Raw genomic sequence first — 19502 nt, forward strand, 5'->3', positions numbered from 1 at the left:
AGAACTCAGTAAATAGCGCTGTTTTATATTTATACTATTAGACTATAATGTCCCTGCTTTTTATAAGCGTAAAAATATAATGTAAATTAAGGATATTAAGATATGAAATTGCATGTTGTAGTAGCATTGTTGGTAGTTACCTTGTTGTCTGGCTGTGTAAGCATGAGAACAAGTGAAAAGCACGAATATATGGAAATCGAGCGTCGCCTTGAATTGGCTAGTCTTGAGCCGATCGAAGAGAATAATCCAGGCTTAGCGGCTGCTCTGAATATTCTACCTGGTTTTGGTAATGTTTACTTGGAGCAGTGGGGCGCATTTATTGGTAACTTGCTATTATGGCCGGTTTCAGTGGTGTGGGGTGCTCCTCAAGCCTATATCGATGCAAAAACGCTTAACAAACAGGAAACATTGTACTTTTACAAGCATGGCTTGGGCAAAGACGAGCTAGCGCAGAAAGAAGGAATGGCTAAGTAATTACTTAGTTATAATCTGGCCAGGCATGCTGGCCAGATTACCTATAGATCTCTTCTAAAAACCAATGTCTCCATCATCCTGAATACTAAGACGATCAGTTGTTGCTGATAGTTGGTTAGGCGATGAGGCGTCTGCCCCCAGCTTTATCATCAAACGTAAATCGTTCGCTGAATCTGCATAGGCGAGCGCATCTTCATAAGTAACATCTCCAGCTGAATACAGGTCGTACAGGGCCTGATCAAAGGTCTGCATACCAATATCTCGCGATTTGGTCATTATTTCCTTCAACTTATGAATTTCTTTTTTGCGGATGAGGTCTGCACATAAAGGCGTGTTGAGTAGCACTTCGATACAGGCTCGGCGGCCTTTACCATCGGGCGTTGGAATCAATTGCTGGGCAACAATTGCCTTTAGGTTTAGGGATAAATCCATCCATATCTGGTTTTGCTGTTCAGGCGGGAAAAAGTTAATGATCCGGTCGAGTGCTTGGTTAGCGTTATTAGCGTGTAGTGTTGCCAAGCATAGGTGTCCAGTCTCGGCAAAGGTGACCGCGTAATCCATCGTCTCCTTACTACGAATCTCACCAATCATGATAACGTCTGGTGCCTGCCTCAAGGTGTTCTTAAGGGCAATTTCAAAGGTTTCTGTGTCAATACCGACTTCACGCTGGGTGACAATACAGTTCTGGTGTTGATGGATATATTCAATAGGGTCTTCGATAGAAATAATATGACCTTTACTATTTCTATTTCGGTGCCCGATCATTGCTGCGAGAGAAGTTGACTTACCCGTGCCCGTTGCACCGACAAAAATAATCAGGCCACGTTTTGTCATTGCTAACTGATTGATGGTTGTAGGTAGACCCAAATCTTCAATGCGTGGAATGTTAGTTTCGATTCGACGCAGCACCATACCGCACAAGTTTCTTTGCATGAAGGCACTTACACGAAAGCGGCCAATGCCACGGGCACTGATAGCAAAGTTACATTCGCTTTTCTCAGTGAACTCGTCACGTTGTTTCTCTGACATGACATCAAATACAATCTCACGACATTGCTCGGGCGTGAGTGCGTGCTTGGTAACAGGGACGAGCTTGCCGTGGATTTTGATGCTCGGTGCGACACCAACAGTAATAAATAAGTCAGAGCCACCTTTTTCGACCATGACTTTTAAGAGTTTTTCAAAATCCATGTTACATATCCTGAATCATTTTATCTTTGTTCATAACGCGGCCTAAGTTAGAAATTCTCAGGGATCTTGGCTTTTTCTCTTGCTGTATCACGAGTGATAAAGCCCTTGCTTAGTAGGTTCTGCAAGCACTGGTCGAGTGTTTGCATACCGATTGAAGCGCCCGTTTGGATCGCACTGTACATCTGGGCGACCTTATCCTCACGAATCAGGTTACGAATTGCAGGGGAGCCGATCATAATTTCATGTGCAGCAACTCGGCCACCATTGGTCTTTTTCAACAAGGTCTGAGAAATAACAGCCTGTAAAGACTCGGAAAGCATTGATCGAACCATCGCTTTTTCTTCTGCAGGGAATACGTCGACGACACGGTCAATCGTTTTAGCTGCTGAGGTGGTGTGCAAGGTGCCAAATACCAAGTGACCCGTTTCTGCTGCGGTCAGTGCCAAACGGATGGTTTCAAGGTCACGAAGCTCACCAACCAGAATAATATCGGGGTCTTCACGAAGCGCTGAACGTAGCGCTTCGTTAAAGCCCAAGGTGTCCCGATGAACTTCACGTTGGTTCATTAAGCACTTTTTACTTTCATGAACAAATTCGATCGGGTCTTCAATCGTTAGAATGTGGTCGTAGCGGTTGTCATTGATATAGTCGATCATGGCGGCCAATGTGGTTGACTTACCAGAACCGGTTGGCCCTGTTACCAGAACCAAGCCGCGTGGGACTTCAGCAATATCTTTGAAAACCTGGCTCATTCCCAGGTCTTCCATGGTGAGTACTTTCGAAGGAATAGTACGGAATACCGCGCCAGCACCGCGGTTCTGGTTAAAGGCGTTTACACGGAAGCGAGCAACACCGGGTACTTCGAACGAGAAGTCAGTCTCCAAGAATTCTTCAAAGTCTTTTCGTTGCTTGTCATTCATGATGTCATAAATCAGGGAATGAACTTCTTTGTGCTCCATCGCTGGCAGGTTGATACGGCGAACATCACCGTCAACACGGATCATTGGCGGTAGTCCGGCAGATAAATGTAAATCGGAAGCGCCTTGTTTGGCGGAGAATGCCAGCAGTTCAGTAATATCCATGGTCGTCCTCTAAAGCCTATAACTTTGTATCTTAGATTTTTAAATGAGAAAGCTGATCCAGAAGGATAAAGCTTGTTAATACAGGTTGTTTTTGCTCAAATGCATGTCGACTTTAAGACACGCCACGCAAACTTATATTATGAACTTCAGCATAGCAGACAAGCTCCAGAACGTAAGAAAAAGGATACAAAAAGCCACAATTGATGCCGGCCTAGCAGAAAACTCCGTGCAGCTCCTGGCGGTGTCGAAAAAGAAGCCTGCTGAAGCAGTCTTTGAGTTATTTAAGCAAGGGCAGAAAATATTTGGCGAGAACTATCTTAATGAAGCGCTTGAAAAGCAGATAGCGGTCAAGGCTTTATTGACGAAAGAAGGCAATGCCGAAGATATCGTCTGGCACTTTATTGGCCCGATTCAGTCGAATAAAACGCGGCCGATTGCTGAAAGCTTTACTTGGGTGCATAGTGTTGATCGCATAAAAATAGCACAGCGTTTAAATGATCAGCGCCCGGACACTTTATCGCCACTGAATATTTGTATTCAGGTGAATATTGATGAAGAAGAGACTAAATCGGGCATATTGTTGAGTGATTTGCCTGAGCTTTGTCGAGCACTAGAAGATATGCCTCGTTTGAAGCTACGCGGCTTAATGTGCATACCTCAAGCAAATCAAAGTGAAGAGAGTTTGAGCACCGCGTTTACGAAGATGAAGTCGGCATTTAATGATCTGCAAGAAAGCTATTCGAGTGTCGATACTCTCTCGATGGGAATGTCTGGTGATATGGAACAGGCCATTGCCTGTGGCTCAACGATGGTCAGAGTTGGGACCGCTTTGTTTGGCGAACGCTAGAGCTTGGAAACAGTTTTTGAATTTTTGAACAGGAAGTGAACTAACAATGAACTTGAATGAACAAAAGATCTGCTTTATTGGCGCAGGTAACATGGCACACGCCATTGTTGGTGGCCTAGTAAAGAAAGGTTTAAACGCAAGCAATATTGTAGCAACTGCACCAAACCTTGAACATCGGGAAGCGATGCAGAACACATGGGAGGTCGAGGTGGATGAGGACAATGCTCGCGCTGTTAGCACTGCAGATATTGTCGTGCTCAGTGTAAAGCCTCAGGTACTGCATTCAGTATGTGAGTCATTGAAAGGCAGCCTTAGTCATCGTCCTCTAATCATCTCTATTGCGGCAGGCATTGGTTTGGACCTGCTGGCACAGTGGTTGGGCTCTGAGCAGGCATTGGTGAGATGCATGCCGAATACCCCAGCCCAGGTACTCAAGGGTGCGAGCGGCTTGATCGCGAATGCGAATGTAAGCGATGAACAAAAGAACTTGTCAGATGAATTGTTTCAGGCAATTGGCTTGGTTGAATGGGTAGATCAGGAAAGCTTGATTCACTCAGTGACGGCCTTGTCAGGTTCAGGGCCAGCGTATATCTTTTTGATGATCGAAGCGATGGAAGCAGCCGCGATAAAACAAGGGCTCTCTGCAGATACGGCTCGAAAGCTGGCAGCACAAACCGTAGCGGGTGCCGCTGAAATGGTGCTTAGTGGTGATGTGGCACCAGCCCAGCTAAAGCGCAATGTGATGTCTCCCGGCGGAACAACAGAGCGAGCGATTCATACTTTCGAAGAGAAGGGCTTGCTTGAAATTGTCGATGAGGCAATGCAGGCCGCAGCAGATCGATCAGTAAGCTTGGCAGAAGAGCTGAAGGCTTAAACTATGAAGATTGCATTGCTGCTGACAGGTTCCGAGTTGATGACCGGTGATATTGTTGATAGTAATTCGGCGATGATCGCTGAATACTGTCTTGATCAAGGTATTCAGGTGGCTTACAAGGCGACCGTTCCTGATGAACTAGACCTATTGGTTTCAGAAATAGAGCGCTTAAGTCAGCACTTTGATGTTCTGATTGTTAACGGTGGCTTAGGGCCGACAACAGATGACATGACGGCAGAAGCTCTGGCTAAAGTTCTAGGCAAGCCAATCAAGCAGCACGAGCAAGCTCTGGCACACCTGAGCTCTTGGTGTCAGCAACGCAACTACCATTTAAGTGATGCCAACAAAAAGCAGGCGATGCTGCCCGAAGGGATTGCTTTGCTGGCAAATAGTATCGGTTCTGCAGTGGGTTTTTGGGCGCCTCATAATGATTGTCAGATTTATTGTACTCCGGGTGTACCGAAAGAACTTGAGCTGATGCTGCGTGAGGAGATCTTACCGAGTCTAAAGGTTACTTTACCGAGTGATATTGAGGTGAAGCGCCTTCGCTACCGCGTTTTTGGTTATGGTGAATCAAAACTTCAGCAGGTGCTGGCTCAGACCTTTCCGGATTTGCCTGCTTGCATTGAGATAGGCTTTCGAGCCTCTCTACCTCTAATAGAACTGAAACTGAAGGTTGATAGGCTAGAACATCATGCTACTTTAGGTGAATGGGGCAAGAAGATAGAAGCATTGCTTGGTGATCATATTGTCACTAAGGATCAACGCTCTATTGCTCACGTTGTCGTAGATAAGCTTAATGCCGAAAGTAAAACGCTTACCTTTGCCGAGTCTTGTACGGGCGGCAAGATAGCTTCTTTAGTGACAGAGATTAGCGGCGCATCGGCAGTGTTTGAAGCGGGTGTTGTCTCTTATTCCAATGAGATTAAACATCGAGTACTTGGCGTGTCGCAAGACTCTTTGGATAAGTATGGTGCTGTGAGCGAGCCTGTTGTCAGAGAGATGCTGGCGGGTGTGCTCGAATTAAGTGGTGCAGACATAGGAGTGTCGGTATCAGGCATCGCTGGTCCAAATGGCGGTACCGAAGAAAAGCCAGTTGGTACTGTTTGGGTCGCTTGGGGTGCAAAGAACAATATCAAAGCACGTGAATTCTACTTTCCGGGTAGCAGGGTGTTTTTTCAGGAACTAGTTTCAGCCTTAGCTCTGGATTTGGTCCGGCGAGAATTGATTGATTCAAGTGAAGAACCGGAATATTTTCGTGCCAGAAAAAAGCCGGGGTCAGAGTAGAGTAGCGCTTACTTAAGCTGAATTGAGACCATGCTATAGATAAGCTGTAAAAGTCGGCACGCAATGAAATAGCGGTTTCGACTAGAGCCTACAAATACCCTGCCTAAACTTTGTCAGCAAAGTGCCAAAGGCAGACCTACGAGCTTGTTTCACGTTTGGCCCGATTGCCATAAACAATGTGGCGCAGATTCATTATTTATTACGTAGTTGCTGATATTTTATACTAGATTCATAACTATTTAGTATGTCTTTTGATACTTCATGTTCGGCGTCGAAATAGTCACAGATGACTCTAACTTTTTTTAATAGCCCTCTCTGTGTGAAAGCCGAAGCACCGATCCATACTTCACCCTTGCTACCAATTAATACAGCGTGGTACGTAAGTAGCCTTTCACTCCCTCCATCAATTCTCCTCACTATGCCCTGTGCGCGTTGAAGCTTTAATTTCACATTTCTTCCTAGTGAATACTTAGAGACTAATCCTTTATGTCTAAAAACTTCAACAATTCCATTGCTCTTATTGAAAAGGAATATTAGTCCTGCTGACCTTCTGTAGCTATGAAGTGATAGAAAAAAAGCTACAACCATAAGTAGTAGAACAACTATCAAGGAAAATTCTATATTATCGCCAACTAGCTGATTTTGCTCTATTAAAACAAATGTGAGTAAATACAAGACAAAAAAAACAGGTATTGCAACAACTCCAAATAGTGCTCTGCCAGTGTCTATTCCTTTGACCGCAAGCTTACCACCTACTTTCTTAGTTCGAATCATCTGTGATCCTAATGATTAGTTTTGACTATATTTATTTAAGGGAGGAGTGTAATTAAATACGCAATTAACTCAATCATCAATCATGGCTTTTTGCTTTGTATTAGAAATGCAGTCTAAGCCAAGTATTAAAGCTAGAAGGAAAGATGTGTTGAGATAAGAGTCCCTTTCAGGTGCTGAATTTGGCTGTTTTATCCTAATCATAACTAACCTGTCGAGCGACAGCTTTGCGGACTTTGCTGTTGTTTGACTATGTCGTGATTTGAAACTCAAACTGTAAGGTCGGGTTTGAGCCGATACAGATAAGCATTATTCCTCTGTACAGCAAAGCGCTCCGTGCTTAAGGGGCTTAATCTTTCAAGACCAAAACCCCAAAAACGAATCCACCACAGAGGCTTATTAAATAGATTCTGTTTATTCGTACTTACAAAGATAAGCGGTATCTGTAGGAACTTGCAGGTCGAAGGACTGATTTGCTTCAACGGTAAAAGTCTCTCCGTCTTTAAATGAAACAAATTCTTCTGAGCCTGGTAGTTTTACAATTAGTTCGCCACTGACAACTGTCATGTATTCTTTCTGGCTGGTACCGAAGGTATATTCACCTGCTTTCATAACGCCTACTGTTGCTGGCAGAGTAGTGCTTTCAAAGGCAATCGATTTAACCTTGCCATCAAAATATTCGTTAACTTCTAGCATTGTAGCTCTCCTGTAATTACTATTTTGCGTAAATTCAAATCAATGGGCGGCATTATACGCATAATCGATGGCAGGGTATTCATTTTTGAAAGTACAAAGTATGATTTTTACTGGTAAACTGCCTAGCTCGTTATAAGTAATAATAAAAACTGGATATCTAAGAAATGCTTAAGAAGACTCGAACAAAAATCTTACTACTTATTTTAGTACTGGTGATATTTCACGCCGCGGGTATCGCTAAGGATGCAGGGGTCTTCCGTAGTGTTGAAGAAAGTCAGCCTTTTGGGCAGTGTGAAAAGCTAGCAGGTCCTATTGGAGCAGAGGATATCACGGTCGATCGAGTGCAAAAGCTGGCTTATATTTCAGCCGATGACCGTCGCCAGGCTTTTTTGGATAAAGACTTAAAGTCCTATGAAAACGGTGGTATTTGGACTCTGGATCTCAGTGATCCAAACTCGAAACCAAAGCAGTTGATGGTCAAAATGAAAGGGGCTTTTCATCCTCATGGAATTGCTCTGCGCTTTGAACAACAAGATGGCGTTCAGGGAAAGGCGATAGAGCTCTATGCGGTAAATCATCTTGATATGCAGACACATGAGATTGATGTATTTAGCATTCTTCCTGATGGTAACTTAAAGCTACGCCGACGTATTCCATTTCCAGAGTTAATCTCGCCTAATGATATCGCTGTTGTGGGGAAAGACCGTTTCTTTGTATCAAACGATCATGGCAACCCGCGTCATAGCGTGATGGAGATTGTAGAGGACTATGCCGGGCTGGCGTTGTCTTCGCTGGTATATTTTGATGGAGAGCAGGGGCATACAGTGATCGATGGCCTTCGTTATACGAATGGGGTGACTTTGTCTGCAGACCAGAAAACCCTGTTTGTAGCTGAAACCACAGCGAATCAAGTGTCTCGCTATATGAAAGGACAGGATATGCTGTCCTGGCACTTAATTGATACGGTTTACATCCCCATGGCTGTTGATAATCTTGAGTGGTTGGATGATCAACACCTGCTCACAGCCGGTCATCCGAAAGTCTTTGAGTTTACGGCTCATATGCATGATGAAAGCCACCTTTCTCCATCTCAAGCATTTAAAATAGATGTGTCTGGTGAAAAGATGCAGGCCGAGTCGATTTACTATGATAGTGGCGAGCTGATTTCAGGCACGAGTGTGGCAAGTATGTATGAAGATCAATTACTACTTGGTGCTGTATTTGAGCCCTTTGCCCTTAGATGTGCAAAGCCGGCAGAGGCAGAGAAACAAAGCGTGGCTGTAGAATAGCGTCGAATTCCAGCTTGATGTAAGGCTACTGAGTTCCCGCTTTGTCAGTGCTTTTAACTTTACGACGTGCCAAACCTAGACCAATTAAACCGATACTTATCAATGATAGTGTCGTTGGTTCTGGGATTTCGGTAACTATTGGGTTTGCATGAGCTTGTATGGTGATCAAGCTAAATAGAACTAGCGCGACCGCGCGACTTATATGTTTCATTTTACCTTCCTTAGTAATTTTTCCTTTACTGGTGAGACGATATAAAGGAGCTTTCAGTGAGATGGAATGGCAGTCTATCTATAGAATGTGACTAATAGATGAAGCCCTCACTAGATTTCGGGCGCGAGTGTAGCGCAGATTTAGCTCAAGTGCGATTGAAAGTTAGGATAAAAGCTGTAACACAGCGCCACGTTGACTATTCGCTTGTCCTTGTACGGCGATCTGTACCTGATCTCTTATTTGGCTCGCAGCTAGGTCTGAGGCCACCTGAGCATAGTCAGTGTCACTGATTCGGCTCCTCGCTTCAGCCGTATTAACTTTGGATATGGCGATATTATCGATCGAACTCTCGACTCGATTGCTAACGGCACCAAGTTCTGATTGGCGGGATAGTACTAGCTCAGATGCTTGGTTTAAGGTTTCTAATGACTTGCTAGCTTGCTCAGCTGAACTTAAGTCTACGTCTTCAAAGCCTAATTCTTTGATCTCTTTGGCTAAGTCTTTGCCTTCGAGTTGAATGCTCTTTCCTGGTTGATCCAGTTGAATATTGAAGTCTTGTTCACCACTGAGTAGGGCCTTGCCATTGAAGTTAGTGTTTTCGAGAATGCTATTTGAGTCTTCAATCAAGAGATTTGCTTCTTCTTGCAAGGCTTGTCGGTCTTGTGTGGATAGCGCACCGTTACCAGCTTGAATCGTCAACTCTTGTATACGACCAATGTTATCGTTAAGGCTTTTCAGTGCTCCGTCGGCAACCTGAATTGCGGAAATGGAGTCATTGGCGTTACGGATGCCTGCATCAAAAGCACCTAGTTGGCTATTCAAGCGTTCAGATATTGCTGCGCCTGCTGCATCATCAGCTGCGCTATTAATCCGGCTTCCTGAACTGAGCTGCTGCAGTTGTCTATCAGTTTGGGACGCACTGGAAAGGCTTTGAGGGCTGCCAATGCCGCCGTTGAGTGAAATAGTCATGATGATTGCTCCCGCCGAGATAGCTATTTTTTAATGATAGCGCGGGAAGTCGAGCAGGTCATTTATTAAACAGTAACGCTTGGTAACCAGCGCTACTGTTTAGGGTACTATTTTATGTCATATTTTTGCGAGTGACGTAATGATGCCTAACTGTTTCGTTAAAAGCTTCGACATAGGTAGGGTGAAATTGCGTGCCACTTTCGCCATTAATGAGTGTGACAGCACTGAACAGAGACTTCTTGTAGCTTCTATCTGCACGTTCGTTGGTTACTGCATAGAAGGTGTCCGCCAAAGCGATTAACATAGCACCACGGTGTATTTGTTCGTTTGCCAAATTCTTTGGGTAGCCTTTACCATCATATCGCTCATGGTGTTGAGCAACCATCGTGGCGGCTTCTGTCCAACCTTCCATACGACTTAGAAATTCTGAGCCCATCTCTATATGGCCGCGAATAGTACGAAATTCCTGGTCGCTTAGTTTGCTAGGCTTATTAAGTATGTCGGGCGAGACTAAAGACATGCCGATATCGTGAAGATAGACTGCAGCAGTTAATTGGTCTGTATCGATAGGCTCTTCAAGGTCTTTGTTGGTAGATAAGCACAACTCTAGAATGGAATCTGTTCTACCTTGTTTGTATATGCCTAAGTCATCTAGCTGTAAGGCAAGCTTTCTAAAAAATGCTAAGTCAGGGTTGTCCTGATGCTCAAGGCTCAGCGCGATACTGCCGGGTTTTTCTTCTTCAGTGCTACTTTTCTTCGCCCCGACCAGCTGGTCCATTGCTTTATCAAGTGCTTTCAGGTCCTGGCCTGCAGTGCAGCCTCTGACATCTTCGATAACCTTAAGCATGGTCGCCTGAGGCGTACCTTCTACCTGGCCATCACTAATCAGTGTATTGATCATATCCCGTATACGAATAACGATGGCAAAGATAAATTCGCCGTACATAGGAAGATAGGTACGCTGGCCTTGGCGCATGTCAGAGACGATTTCTTCGAGAGCGTGAATTGTTTCGACCAAGGGGTCGAGAAATACCATACGGCAATTACCTTTTAGAGAGTGAATGTCTCTAAAAAGGCGATGAACAAGTTCCGGATCTTTTGAGTTATCAAGTAATGCGATACAAGCTTCGATCTGCTCAATATTCTCTTGTAAACACTCTGCAAAATCTTGCGTTATTTCATTGTCTAGCTCAGTAAACTGAGGGCAGGTGGTAACCATCATTTCAATCCCGTTTTGATAAGCGCTATTAAGTCCTACTTTTAAGAATAGACCATGAGAGGAAAAATAAACGAAATTTTTGACTAGTTCACAAACTTAGGCTTGGCTTATAAGATTCTACTTAAAGTCCGAACCATTCTGGTTTGATCAATAAGACCAAAAGAACGCTTACCTGAATCGCAATAAATGGCATTACACCACGGTAGATATCACTGGTTTTGATGCTCGGCGGTGCCACACCCTTTAAATAGAACAAACTAAAGCCAAAGGGAGGGGTGAGGAAGCTGGTTTGCAGGTTCATTGCAATCAGAATTGCAAACCAAAGCATGCTGATACCTAGGGTTTCTGCGATAGGTGCCAGAACAGGGATGATAATAAAAGAGATTTCAACAAAGTCGATAAAGAAGCCTAGAATCAGAATGACCAACATAGTGAGAATCAAGAAACCCCATTTTTCGCCTGGAAGTTGCAACAACCATTCTTCCAGTATCATATCGCCGCCAGAATAGCTGAAGGTCATAGAGAAGGCCGTGGCACCGATCAGAATAGCGAACACCATTGCTGTGACGTTGACGGTTTCCTTAGCGCTATCCCAGAGCATCTGGAAATTAAACTGCTTGTAGAGTAGAACCAGAAATATCGCACCAATACCACCTAATGCTGAACTTTCCGTTGGTGTAGCAATACCGGCAAAAATAGAACCGAGTACAACAAAAATCAGCGCTAAGGGAGGAATAATGGCTAATAAGGCTTTGCGTATTTGTTCGCTCTTATCTTCCTCTGAAATAGGCATAGCAGGAGCCAAGGCCGGGTTTCGACTTGTTACAAATACTATGTAGCCAATGTAAAGAGCTATCAGCAAAACCCCCGGCGCAACAGCGGCTCTAAACAGGTCGCCAACAGGTAAACCCAGTACATCGCCAAGAATAATTAAAATAATAGAAGGCGGCACGATTTGACCAAGGGTGCCCGATGCGCAAATGGTGCCGCAGCTGAGTTGTTTATCGTAGTTATACTTGAGCATGCAAGGCAGGGATATCAAACCCATCGCAACCACACTGGCACCGACTACACCGGTTGAGGCGGCGAGCAAAGAGCCGACGAGTATGGTGCTAATGGCTACGCCACCATTGAGTCTGCCGAATAACTGTGCCATCGATTCAAGGAGTTGCTCAGCCAGCTTGGTTTTCTGGAGTATGACGCCCATAAAAATGAACAAGGGAATAGCCATCAGAATGGTATTTTCCATAATGCTCTGTATGCGGTAGGGCATAAAAGCAAACAGCTCAAAACCCTCTGCCCAAATACCAAATGCCAGAGCCACTCCTGCAAAAGTAAAGGCGACGGGAAAGCCCAGCATCAGCATTAGCAGGGCAACCACGAACATGACGATACCGCTCATGACAAGCCGACCTCTTTGCTTCTTGGGTAAGCTTCTTTCCCAACGATTACACGGAGAGCCTGAGTGATCATGCTTAAACTTGCCAAACCAATCAGTATAAAAGACAAAGGAATCAGGCTCTTGATTAACCAGCGATGAGGTAGGCCGCCCGGGTCACCACTGCCTTCACCCATTTGATAAGACTCATAAGCAAAACCAAGGCTAAAGTGAGTCACAAGTATAATGAAGGGAAGGATAAGAATGAGCGTACCTAAGAGGTTAATCCAGGCCTTGGTCTGGTCTTGCCAGTGATCATAGAAAATATCCACGCGGACATGGGCATTTTCTTGAATCGCATAGGGAATACCTAGTAGAAACACGCAAGAGAAGAGATGCCACTCCAGTTCCTGCATACCGATCGATACATCATTAAAGCCATAGCGCATGACCACATCGTAGAAAACGTTGATGAGTAGTAAGAGCATGGCGCTAGCCGAGAGTACTCCGCATAAACGCGCAATGCTTTTAAACAGAGTATCCAGGGCTAGAATTACTTGCATAGTATTAACGTGCAGACCTTATCTTAGGGGGCTGTGCTATCTAAATAGGCCTTATCAGACATATTGGTCCAGGCACGTGCTTTTTCCAGATACTCTTTCTGAGACTTAAGCACTCGCGCAGCGAACTCATCTTTAGAGGCGCTTTCGGCTAGCAGGTCTTCATTTGCCTGACGCATCGCAGCAAGTACTTCAGTAGGGAAGGTTTTAACTTGAATATTCGGATATTCGGTACTAATCGTTGCCCAGTTCTTAGCGCTTTCATGCATAGCTTGCGCATACATATCGTATGAGGAAGCTTTCATAGCTGTTTTAAGGATTTCTTGAAGATCTGCCGGTAGGCCTTCAAACTTCTTCTTGTTAACCAGGAACTGAAGTTCAGCACCGGGCTCATGCCAACCGGTATAGTAATACGGTGCAATTTTGTGGAAACCCATGCGCAGGTCAAGAGAGGGGCCTACCCACTCGAGCGCATCAATGGTGCCGCGTTCAAGTGCGGTATATAACTCGCCTGGGGGAATATTCGTAGGTTTGGCGCCCAGTTTGGCAATGACTTCACCCGCGAAGCCAGGAATACGCATTTTCAATCCTTGCAGGTCTTCTACAGTATTAATTTCTTTCTGGAACCAGCCGCCCATCTGGTTAGCTGTGTTACCGCCAGGGAAGGACATGAGATTGTACTGGTCATATAGCTCATTCATTAATTCCATGCCACCGCCGTAGTAAAACCATGCATATTGTTCGGAGGCGATCATACCAAAAGGCATGGTAGTGAAGTACATGGTGGCAGGCACTTTACCTTTCCAATAGTAAGATGCAGAGTGGCCCATATCGTATTGGCCTGACTTAACCATATCGAAGATACCAAAAGGAGACTTATGCTTGTTTGAAGAGTGAATGACGACCTTTAAGCGACCGTTCGACATCTTCTCGACCATCGATGCCATATTCTTGGAGGTGTCACCAAAAATAGGAAAATTAGGCCCCCAGGTTTCTGCCAGTTTTAGCGTGTATGAGTCTTGTTTTTCTACTTTGTGGGTGTGTTCAACCTTGTCATCACAGGCAACTAAAAACTGAACTGATATGACGATTGCTAGAAAGCTCACGACTTTTCGTAGAGACATTTGTGGCATCCTTGTTATTTTTGAAAGTGGAGCGCGAAATTTAACAGAACTAGGGTGTGCTTGAAAGCGTGGAATTGCTTTTATAGGTTTCTATTCAGAGCCATTAAGGCTACTCTTCGAACTCTTTATATGGGACCAAAATACCTAATATGCATCGATTATTCGCACTTTTGTTATTTCCACTATCTGCTTGGTCTGGTGAAGATAATCTGCACTCTTTAAGCTTTAGTTATGGCGTGCATAGCGAAACGCTTAGCTTCAATAGTTTTGATGCTGATTTAAGCCCGGAATCTATAGATCTCACATACACCTTTATTAGCCAGAAAGGGCCGATGCTCACGCTGGATACTTGGCAAGAAACCGCAAATACTAGCTTTGCCCAAGATGCTGAGTTAGAGAAAAAGGTGTGGGGCTTTGGTGTTTCATTAGCCTACCCTGTTTTATCAGTTGATCTGGTATTGAGTTATGTCTATAGCAAACCCGAGATGAAGGCTTGGGCAGCGTCTGGTAATCGGCTTGAAGAATATAGCGAGACCAGTGAATACAGTGCGGGAGTTAGTGGCTATTTTGCTTATGATGCTTGGTCGCTCGTACCTTCACTTCAGCTTGGCTTCCAATATGTTGACTCCCTCAACCAAAGCTACCTCAATGAAAATGTTATTACTTTGGAAGCCAGTCAGTCTGGCTGGTTTGCGGCTCCGTCTTTGAGTTTAAGCTACTTCTATGAATTGAATAGCCACGCTGCATTAAGTCCATTTTTTGGTCTGTCCTGGACTAACTTCTTCCAAGGCGAAGGCTTGACGCGAACGAGTATCTTCCGCCGGAGTGCTTCATTAACGTCTAGCACTGAAAGTGATCTGGAAACCGATAGCTCTGGTTCAATCAACGCAGGCCTTGAGCTGTTAATCGATCGATATCAAGTCGAGTTATCGTTTGAAGAAGCGATTGACCTCGACAATATCGGTACCCAATGGAACCTGCGCTTTGGGCTGGTTTGGTAGAAGAAGTGACTAAGGCTTGCGAATATTACGTCTTAGCTTTGCTCTTTGGCTTGGGCTGAGCCGCTTGAAGCTCTGACGCAGCTTTTGCTTTTTTGCCTCTGGGAGTTGCTTAAATTTACGCATACTCTTTCTCAGAGAGTTCTGATGCTCAGCAGGCAGGGCTTTAAAGCGCTGCATTTTATCTTTTAAGGCCGAGCGTGCTTCAGGTGATAGCGTTTGCCATTTGGAAAAGCGCTGCTTCGCAAGTTCTCTTTGCTCCTTATCCATATTTGCCCAACGATTTGCCCCTGTAACCAAGGCTTCTTGCTTGGTTTTGTCTAAGCTATCCCATTGTGATTGAAAAGGGCTGAGTAATATTTGGGTTTCGTTTGGCAAAGATGACCATTCCTCTGCAAAAGAAAGCGAAACAAAGCTGGCCAGTAATAATGTGATTAAGTGCTTGGGAAGCTTATTCATGGTTTGCCTCCTGTTCGCTATTTTCAGGTTCACTGGGCACCAAGTCGTGATCCTTGGAGTTGGACAGCTCGTTATCGCTAATCTGCTGTAAGTCGATAGGCGTTACAAGTTCTTTGCCATTGACGATTGTCTCGGCCAGAAACAGAAAGAAGCTCATATCTTGAATAGGCGCTTCGTTAGCTCGAACTTGAAAAGTAGTGAATGCATTAGCCATTACGCAGCTCACTAACAGATAAGGTTTCAGGTATTGTTTCATTTTCTAGTTGTTCCGATAACCAATAGGAGAACTCTAAATCTTCTGCAATATCCAAGTCTGTTTCGTCGAAGTTCGATAGTAGAACAAAGTCGTCAATATTTGCTTGAACAAGGTTTGGAATATTTTCTCCTTGCTTCTGTGGCAAATAGTTTATCAACAGAACAGCCGAAAAGCTTGCTGCCACTGTGAATCCTACTAAGGGGTGCCTAAACCATGGCTTTGAATTTTGTGCCATAGCGTCTTGTCTTGCTTGATATAGGCTGCGCTGTACTTTAGGGGAAAGATTCCGGGTACTTTCGTCCAGCGCTTGCTTAGCTCGTTGTTGAATTTCTTTATCGTTCATTCTCTTGACCTGAACTCTGGTTTACTGCAATTGCGCTTTTGATGAGCGCAGCTTTTCCATAGCGCGAAAGTAATGGCTCTTCACACTATTTTCGTTGATCTTCATTACTTCTGCAGTCTCCCGAACCGATAAACCTTCCCACGTCCTGAGTAAGAAGCATTGCTGCTGCTTGACTGGAAGTTGTTCGATGACTTTAAGTAAATGTTCTCCTAGTTTTTCACTGTCCAATAAGTTCAGTGGGTCTGCGCTGAGGTCAGCCATTTCGACTTCGCTTTCGGCGTCACTTTCATCAATTCGCCAGAAGAATATTTTCTTTTTTAGCTGCTCCTTACGGTGCCAATCCAAAATGCTGTTTTCCAATATTCTGAAGAATAGGGGTCTCAAGTCAGCAAGCGGCTTGTTGCTATACTTGTTGACGAGCTTGATCATCGCTTCTTGTACGATATCTAGCGCATCAGCTTCGTTTCGCGTAGCAAATTGGGTCATACGGAATGCCCGTTGCTCGACTTCTTTCAAAAAGTGCTCTATTTCCTGCACAGTTTGCCCATTCTGTCTTTGCTTCCCGAAACAGTGATTTTAGTTTATTGGACTACACGAATGGTCGTGTAGTCCAATTCTTTCTATTCCTGATCTTGCTCTAGGTCCTGCGGTTCGCTTAAACGTAGCGTCACATAATTTACGTCTAGTGACTTAAGGCTGTCGGTATACTGCCCCGTTGCAGTTAACTGATGCACTGCAAGGCCATTTTGTAGATACTCACTTGCCGAGCCAATAAAGCTGTCAAAATCCGTAAACATATGGACGCCTTCACCGCGAATCAAAATACTGAAACGTCCTTCTTCAGCAGTACTAACAAGCTTTTCAGGAGAGAAGCTTAACTGGCTTGAGCCGGGGATACCTTTCAAGTGTAGCTTTGTTCTAGCATCTTCAAGTGATAATACGATTTCACTCGACTCAATTGTTAGCCCTGTCGTACTAGGCGACTGCCATAAAGCGAACATTCGGGCAGGGTGGGAGCTAAAGTCCGGGTTGATAATGCTTAAGGCGTCAAAGTCTGATGGTGATGAGCCGAAAGAACTGGGGTAACCGCGTACCTGCATCCACTCATCTTCTTCGATAGCGCTAATATCCAGTGTAGAGCTGTTGATTTCATACTGTTCAGGTGAAGCATCATTAGCCGCATCAAGGCCTGTGCCACTAAAGTCAAAAAGATCAATTGGTCGTTTGTTGATATGGCTAAGATCCAACTCCAAAGGAGATGCCTGCACCACTTCGCCCACAATGGCATTGAGCTTCATTCTGACATGGCCTTGACTACTATCGAATTCATTATTGTCAGCGTTAAATTCACCCAACGCTAGTATTCGTTGCCCTACCGATAAATTGGCGATGCTGGCATCACCTAAGCGATAACCTGTGACAACAGTATCTTCAGTAACCGCCAGTGTGACTTCTGTCTGAAAGTGAGCCGCCTGGTCGCCAGTCTCGACGACTGCACCTTGAATCGAAATGCTTGAGTCACTGCGTGCAGTGATGATGCCTTTCAATACATCTTGTTCAGCCCAAGGAACACTGTTACCGGCGAGTACCTGTGTTGCCAAGTAGCGTTGCTCACCTTCTTCTGAAGGGCCACCAAAAGCAATAAGAGGGGTCCCCTCAGCTTGTTCTGCTAGTAAGCTTAAGCCTTCTTCAGACGTGTACTCAACGCCATCAATCTCATACAGTGTATTGTCATCGACATGGAAGTTGAAATCGCCAAAGGTTCCGCGACGTAAGCGCATCGGAATTAGTTTCATGTCGATGGTATTAGTGGCCAGATCAACACTTTCGAGTAAACCCCTTAGTCGATGTTCCCTATCGATATCCAGCTCGGTACTGCCGACCATGAAAGGCTCTACAGTTACTAAGGGTGGCTCGAAAGACTCAATAGTATTTGAGGCAGCCAAGTCTAAATCAAGCGTCAATTGAGCGGTTTTGAAAGGGGATATATTGATGCTATTGCCTTCATTAAGATTTAGCTCCACATCAATTTGAGTAATCGCATTACCATTGGCATCTTGTATGGCAGCTTCATAAGAAGCACCCTCTTCGTCTTGAATAACGATATCAGCCTCACTGTAATCCAGGCCCAATATAACACTTTGGTATTCGCCTGCGGGTACAGACAATACGGCAAAAAGCTCAGAAAGCTCCTGATATTGTACAAAGTCTATTTCACTCTGAAGCGGTAGCACTTCGACAAGTGAGCCATTAGCTTTTTTGAGTTGTATGGATTCCAATTCAATTCGATAGGTCAAAAAGTCTTCTTCAGCGTCGGTGACGGCGACTTGCAAGTCTCCCATTAGTGCGGTGTCATCCTGGTTACTTGAGTCGCCACAGCCAGCCACAAAAAGACTGGTTGAAAAGGCAAAGGTATAAGCCAGTAGCTTTGATTGATTCATTTCTAACTCCATTTGTTTGTCGGTTGTATTGCGTAAACGAATGAAGTTAGAAAAGGTTTACACGGAGGAAGAAAAATTAATAACTTTTTGCAGATACATGATTTAGGAATAGAAATACATGTTAATCCGACATGGCTTCTTGCACGAAAGTTTGTACGATTTTCTGATAAGTGCCATCTTCGCGTATGCGCCTAAGTGCTGAATTAAAGTCGTTTAGAAATGGGGTCATCTTAAGTACTTTAGGAATAATTAGGTAAACATCATTGATTGAAAAGGCATTGGGCAAAGCGCTCACTTTATCTTCGATTCCCAAAATGCGTGTATAAGAATCGCCTGATATCTGATCTAGTATGACGCAGTCGATTCTTCCCAGGGCGAGAATTTTAAAATTATCGTGAGGGTCATTACGTACATTTGGAGTGAATAAACCATTTTCTCTGGCTGTATCGAATGCTTGGCCATAGGACCAGCCGCGATTAACGCCAACAACCTTTCCTTTCAGGTCTTCAATTGAATTGAATTCAAAAGGCTTATCTTTATTGATAAATAAAACCAGTTTTTCCTGGTACAGTGGTGCGGAGTAATCGTAGGTTTTTATGCGCTCATCACTTTTATACGCGCCGTCGACAGCGCCTTTGCCGCTTGCGCTATACAATAAAGCGCGCTTCCAGGGTAACGCTTTAATTTCAGTTTTGAGCCCGGCCTGTTTGATGGTTGCTTCTAGTAGTCTTGGATATAAACCGTCAGCTTCTGTTTTTTCAACTTGATACATATGAGGCGGGTAACTTTTGTCGACAAATATGATCAATTTGTCATCGCCTTGAGCGTTGGCATGTGAAAAGCAGATTAAGACCAATAGTGCGAGAGCAAAAAGTTTTTGAGCAAGTAGAGAGACTACCACAGTAAGCTTCTTCTCCATTTCTAGTTTGCGAGTAATTTATTGCATAGCAAGAGACCTTCTGTAATACGACAGGCAACCTCAACCTATCCCTTAATATTAGTTGGTTTTTGAAGATAAGCCTCAATTTGCATA

The 19502-nt window shown here is 44.4% G+C and carries 21 protein-coding genes and 1 pseudogene; 6 read left to right on the forward strand and 16 right to left on the reverse strand.

What is annotated here, in order from left to right; all coding sequences use genetic code 11:
• The first annotated feature begins 102 nt into the window (after positions 1 to 102).
• A complete protein-coding gene (locus A3763_RS06660; protein ID WP_068515933.1) occupies positions 103 to 474 on the forward strand; it encodes a hypothetical protein in 372 nt (123 codons plus the stop codon).
• A 54-nt stretch (positions 475 to 528) separates the two neighbouring features.
• On the opposite strand, the gene A3763_RS06665 is transcribed toward A3763_RS06660, so the two are convergent.
• Both A3763_RS06665 and A3763_RS06670 read right to left on the reverse strand, forming a co-directional pair.
• The gene (locus tag A3763_RS06665; protein WP_068515930.1) at positions 529 to 1665 is read right to left on the reverse strand and encodes a PilT/PilU family type 4a pilus ATPase; all 1137 of its coding nucleotides are present in this window, start codon (positions 1663 to 1665) and stop codon (positions 529 to 531) included.
• A gap of 47 nt (positions 1666 to 1712) precedes the next feature.
• Positions 1713 to 2747: a type IV pilus twitching motility protein PilT gene (locus A3763_RS06670; RefSeq protein WP_068515927.1), complete on the reverse strand. Its 1035-nt coding sequence runs from the start codon at positions 2745 to 2747 to the stop codon at positions 1713 to 1715.
• 139 nt (positions 2748 to 2886) lie between these two features.
• On the opposite strand from A3763_RS06670, the gene A3763_RS06675 reads away from it, so the two are divergent.
• Genes A3763_RS06675 through A3763_RS06685 form a run of 3 tightly spaced genes read left to right on the forward strand, consistent with a single transcriptional unit; the run spans position 2887 to position 5755 of the window.
• On the forward strand, positions 2887 to 3594 hold the full coding sequence (locus tag A3763_RS06675) for a YggS family pyridoxal phosphate-dependent enzyme (protein WP_068515979.1): 708 nt from the start codon (positions 2887 to 2889) through the stop codon (positions 3592 to 3594).
• A 46-nt stretch (positions 3595 to 3640) separates the two neighbouring features.
• Complete coding sequence (gene proC / locus A3763_RS06680) at positions 3641 to 4468, forward strand: pyrroline-5-carboxylate reductase (protein ID WP_068515922.1); 828 nt, start codon at positions 3641 to 3643, stop codon at positions 4466 to 4468.
• Positions 4469 to 4471: 3 nt separating this feature from the next.
• Positions 4472 to 5755 carry a CinA family nicotinamide mononucleotide deamidase-related protein gene (locus A3763_RS06685; RefSeq protein ID WP_068515918.1) on the forward strand — a complete coding sequence of 428 codons (1284 nt, stop codon included), beginning with the start codon at positions 4472 to 4474 and terminating at the stop codon, positions 5753 to 5755.
• A 192-nt stretch (positions 5756 to 5947) separates the two neighbouring features.
• On the opposite strand, the gene A3763_RS06690 is transcribed toward A3763_RS06685, so the two are convergent.
• Both A3763_RS06690 and A3763_RS06695 read right to left on the reverse strand, forming a co-directional pair.
• On the reverse strand, positions 5948 to 6529 hold the full coding sequence (locus tag A3763_RS06690; protein ID WP_068552681.1) for a hypothetical protein: 582 nt from the start codon (positions 6527 to 6529) through the stop codon (positions 5948 to 5950).
• A gap of 411 nt (positions 6530 to 6940) precedes the next feature.
• Positions 6941 to 7222: a pyrimidine/purine nucleoside phosphorylase gene (locus A3763_RS06695; protein WP_068512427.1), complete on the reverse strand. Its 282-nt coding sequence runs from the start codon at positions 7220 to 7222 to the stop codon at positions 6941 to 6943.
• A 164-nt stretch (positions 7223 to 7386) separates the two neighbouring features.
• On the opposite strand from A3763_RS06695, the gene A3763_RS06700 reads away from it, so the two are divergent.
• On the forward strand, positions 7387 to 8511 hold the full coding sequence (locus A3763_RS06700; protein WP_068512425.1) for an SMP-30/gluconolactonase/LRE family protein: 1125 nt from the start codon (positions 7387 to 7389) through the stop codon (positions 8509 to 8511).
• 25 nt (positions 8512 to 8536) lie between these two features.
• Here the strand turns inward: A3763_RS06700 and A3763_RS06705 are convergent, their stop codons facing one another.
• The 6 genes from A3763_RS06705 to A3763_RS06730 form a co-directional block, all read right to left on the reverse strand.
• Positions 8537 to 8722, reverse strand: coding sequence for a PEP-CTERM sorting domain-containing protein (locus tag A3763_RS06705; RefSeq protein WP_068512423.1), 186 nt, complete (start codon positions 8720 to 8722; stop codon positions 8537 to 8539).
• Between the two features lie 162 nt (positions 8723 to 8884).
• Positions 8885 to 9691, reverse strand: coding sequence for a flagellin (locus tag A3763_RS06710; RefSeq protein WP_068512421.1), 807 nt, complete (start codon positions 9689 to 9691; stop codon positions 8885 to 8887).
• Between the two features lie 112 nt (positions 9692 to 9803).
• Positions 9804 to 10913 (reverse strand): HD-GYP domain-containing protein, encoded by a 1110-nt coding sequence (locus A3763_RS06715; RefSeq protein WP_068512417.1) that lies wholly within the window; start codon positions 10911 to 10913, stop codon positions 9804 to 9806.
• Between the two features lie 118 nt (positions 10914 to 11031).
• Positions 11032 to 12312 carry a TRAP transporter large permease subunit gene (locus A3763_RS06720; RefSeq protein WP_068512414.1) on the reverse strand — a complete coding sequence of 427 codons (1281 nt, stop codon included), beginning with the start codon at positions 12310 to 12312 and terminating at the stop codon, positions 11032 to 11034.
• On the reverse strand, positions 12309 to 12851 hold the full coding sequence (locus A3763_RS06725) for a TRAP transporter small permease subunit (RefSeq protein WP_068512411.1): 543 nt from the start codon (positions 12849 to 12851) through the stop codon (positions 12309 to 12311). The genes A3763_RS06720 and A3763_RS06725 overlap by 4 nt, the downstream gene beginning before the upstream one ends.
• A gap of 23 nt (positions 12852 to 12874) precedes the next feature.
• Positions 12875 to 13981 (reverse strand): TRAP transporter substrate-binding protein, encoded by a 1107-nt coding sequence (locus A3763_RS06730; protein WP_068512408.1) that lies wholly within the window; start codon positions 13979 to 13981, stop codon positions 12875 to 12877.
• A gap of 140 nt (positions 13982 to 14121) precedes the next feature.
• On the opposite strand from A3763_RS06730, the gene A3763_RS06735 reads away from it, so the two are divergent.
• Positions 14122 to 14973, forward strand: coding sequence for an autotransporter domain-containing protein (locus A3763_RS06735; RefSeq protein ID WP_068512404.1), 852 nt, complete (start codon positions 14122 to 14124; stop codon positions 14971 to 14973).
• Between the two features lie 9 nt (positions 14974 to 14982).
• On the opposite strand, the gene A3763_RS06740 is transcribed toward A3763_RS06735, so the two are convergent.
• From A3763_RS06740 to A3763_RS06765, 6 genes and pseudogenes are all read right to left on the reverse strand, one after another.
• Complete coding sequence (locus A3763_RS06740; protein ID WP_068512401.1) at positions 14983 to 15429, reverse strand: DUF3106 domain-containing protein; 447 nt, start codon at positions 15427 to 15429, stop codon at positions 14983 to 14985.
• Entirely contained in the window at positions 15422 to 15643 is a 222-nt protein-coding gene (locus A3763_RS06745; protein ID WP_068512398.1) for a hypothetical protein, read from the reverse strand. Before A3763_RS06745 ends, A3763_RS06740 begins: the two co-directional genes overlap by 8 nt.
• Complete coding sequence (locus A3763_RS06750) at positions 15636 to 16028, reverse strand: DUF3619 family protein (protein ID WP_068512395.1); 393 nt, start codon at positions 16026 to 16028, stop codon at positions 15636 to 15638. Before A3763_RS06750 ends, A3763_RS06745 begins: the two co-directional genes overlap by 8 nt.
• A gap of 21 nt (positions 16029 to 16049) precedes the next feature.
• Positions 16050 to 16568 (reverse strand): annotated as a pseudogene (locus tag A3763_RS06755) (RNA polymerase sigma factor); the annotation flags it as partial.
• A gap of 80 nt (positions 16569 to 16648) precedes the next feature.
• A complete protein-coding gene (locus tag A3763_RS06760) occupies positions 16649 to 18469 on the reverse strand; it encodes a DUF4382 domain-containing protein (RefSeq protein WP_068634294.1) in 1821 nt (606 codons plus the stop codon).
• A gap of 121 nt (positions 18470 to 18590) precedes the next feature.
• Positions 18591 to 19388 carry an ABC transporter substrate-binding protein gene (locus A3763_RS06765; RefSeq protein WP_068759958.1) on the reverse strand — a complete coding sequence of 266 codons (798 nt, stop codon included), beginning with the start codon at positions 19386 to 19388 and terminating at the stop codon, positions 18591 to 18593.
• Positions 19389 to 19502: the final 114 nt, after the last annotated feature.

It is taken from the genome of Oleiphilus sp. HI0128 (assembly GCF_001635365.1).

What these genes read in the sequence shown, in the direction of transcription:
- A3763_RS06670 (WP_068515927.1), bottom strand. Translation starts at nt 2,747, where the DNA reads ATGGATATTACTGAACTGCTGGCATTCTCCGCCAAACAAGGCGCTTCC.
- A3763_RS06710 (WP_068512421.1), bottom strand. Translation starts at nt 9,691, where the DNA reads ATGACTATTTCACTCAACGGCGGCATTGGCAGCCCTCAAAGCCTTTCC.
- A3763_RS06665 (WP_068515930.1), bottom strand. Translation starts at nt 1,665, where the DNA reads ATGGATTTTGAAAAACTCTTAAAAGTCATGGTCGAAAAAGGTGGCTCT.
- A3763_RS06695 (WP_068512427.1), bottom strand. Translation starts at nt 7,222, where the DNA reads ATGCTAGAAGTTAACGAATATTTTGATGGCAAGGTTAAATCGATTGCC.
- A3763_RS06660 (WP_068515933.1), top strand. Translation starts at nt 103, where the DNA reads ATGAAATTGCATGTTGTAGTAGCATTGTTGGTAGTTACCTTGTTGTCT.
- A3763_RS06765 (WP_068759958.1), bottom strand. Translation starts at nt 19,388, where the DNA reads ATGGAGAAGAAGCTTACTGTGGTAGTCTCTCTACTTGCTCAAAAACTT.
- A3763_RS06745 (WP_068512398.1), bottom strand. Translation starts at nt 15,643, where the DNA reads ATGGCTAATGCATTCACTACTTTTCAAGTTCGAGCTAACGAAGCGCCT.
- A3763_RS06740 (WP_068512401.1), bottom strand. Translation starts at nt 15,429, where the DNA reads ATGAATAAGCTTCCCAAGCACTTAATCACATTATTACTGGCCAGCTTT.
- A3763_RS06760 (WP_068634294.1), bottom strand. Translation starts at nt 18,469, where the DNA reads ATGAATCAATCAAAGCTACTGGCTTATACCTTTGCCTTTTCAACCAGT.
- A3763_RS06725 (WP_068512411.1), bottom strand. Translation starts at nt 12,851, where the DNA reads ATGCAAGTAATTCTAGCCCTGGATACTCTGTTTAAAAGCATTGCGCGT.
- A3763_RS06720 (WP_068512414.1), bottom strand. Translation starts at nt 12,312, where the DNA reads ATGAGCGGTATCGTCATGTTCGTGGTTGCCCTGCTAATGCTGATGCTG.
- A3763_RS06700 (WP_068512425.1), top strand. Translation starts at nt 7,387, where the DNA reads ATGCTTAAGAAGACTCGAACAAAAATCTTACTACTTATTTTAGTACTG.
- A3763_RS06730 (WP_068512408.1), bottom strand. Translation starts at nt 13,981, where the DNA reads ATGCCACAAATGTCTCTACGAAAAGTCGTGAGCTTTCTAGCAATCGTC.
- A3763_RS06675 (WP_068515979.1), top strand. Translation starts at nt 2,887, where the DNA reads ATGAACTTCAGCATAGCAGACAAGCTCCAGAACGTAAGAAAAAGGATA.
- A3763_RS06735 (WP_068512404.1), top strand. Translation starts at nt 14,122, where the DNA reads ATGCATCGATTATTCGCACTTTTGTTATTTCCACTATCTGCTTGGTCT.
- A3763_RS06715 (WP_068512417.1), bottom strand. Translation starts at nt 10,913, where the DNA reads ATGATGGTTACCACCTGCCCTCAGTTTACTGAGCTAGACAATGAAATA.
- proC (WP_068515922.1), top strand. Translation starts at nt 3,641, where the DNA reads ATGAACTTGAATGAACAAAAGATCTGCTTTATTGGCGCAGGTAACATG.
- A3763_RS06705 (WP_068512423.1), bottom strand. Translation starts at nt 8,722, where the DNA reads ATGAAACATATAAGTCGCGCGGTCGCGCTAGTTCTATTTAGCTTGATC.
- A3763_RS06750 (WP_068512395.1), bottom strand. Translation starts at nt 16,028, where the DNA reads ATGAACGATAAAGAAATTCAACAACGAGCTAAGCAAGCGCTGGACGAA.
- A3763_RS06685 (WP_068515918.1), top strand. Translation starts at nt 4,472, where the DNA reads ATGAAGATTGCATTGCTGCTGACAGGTTCCGAGTTGATGACCGGTGAT.
- A3763_RS06690 (WP_068552681.1), bottom strand. Translation starts at nt 6,529, where the DNA reads ATGATTCGAACTAAGAAAGTAGGTGGTAAGCTTGCGGTCAAAGGAATA.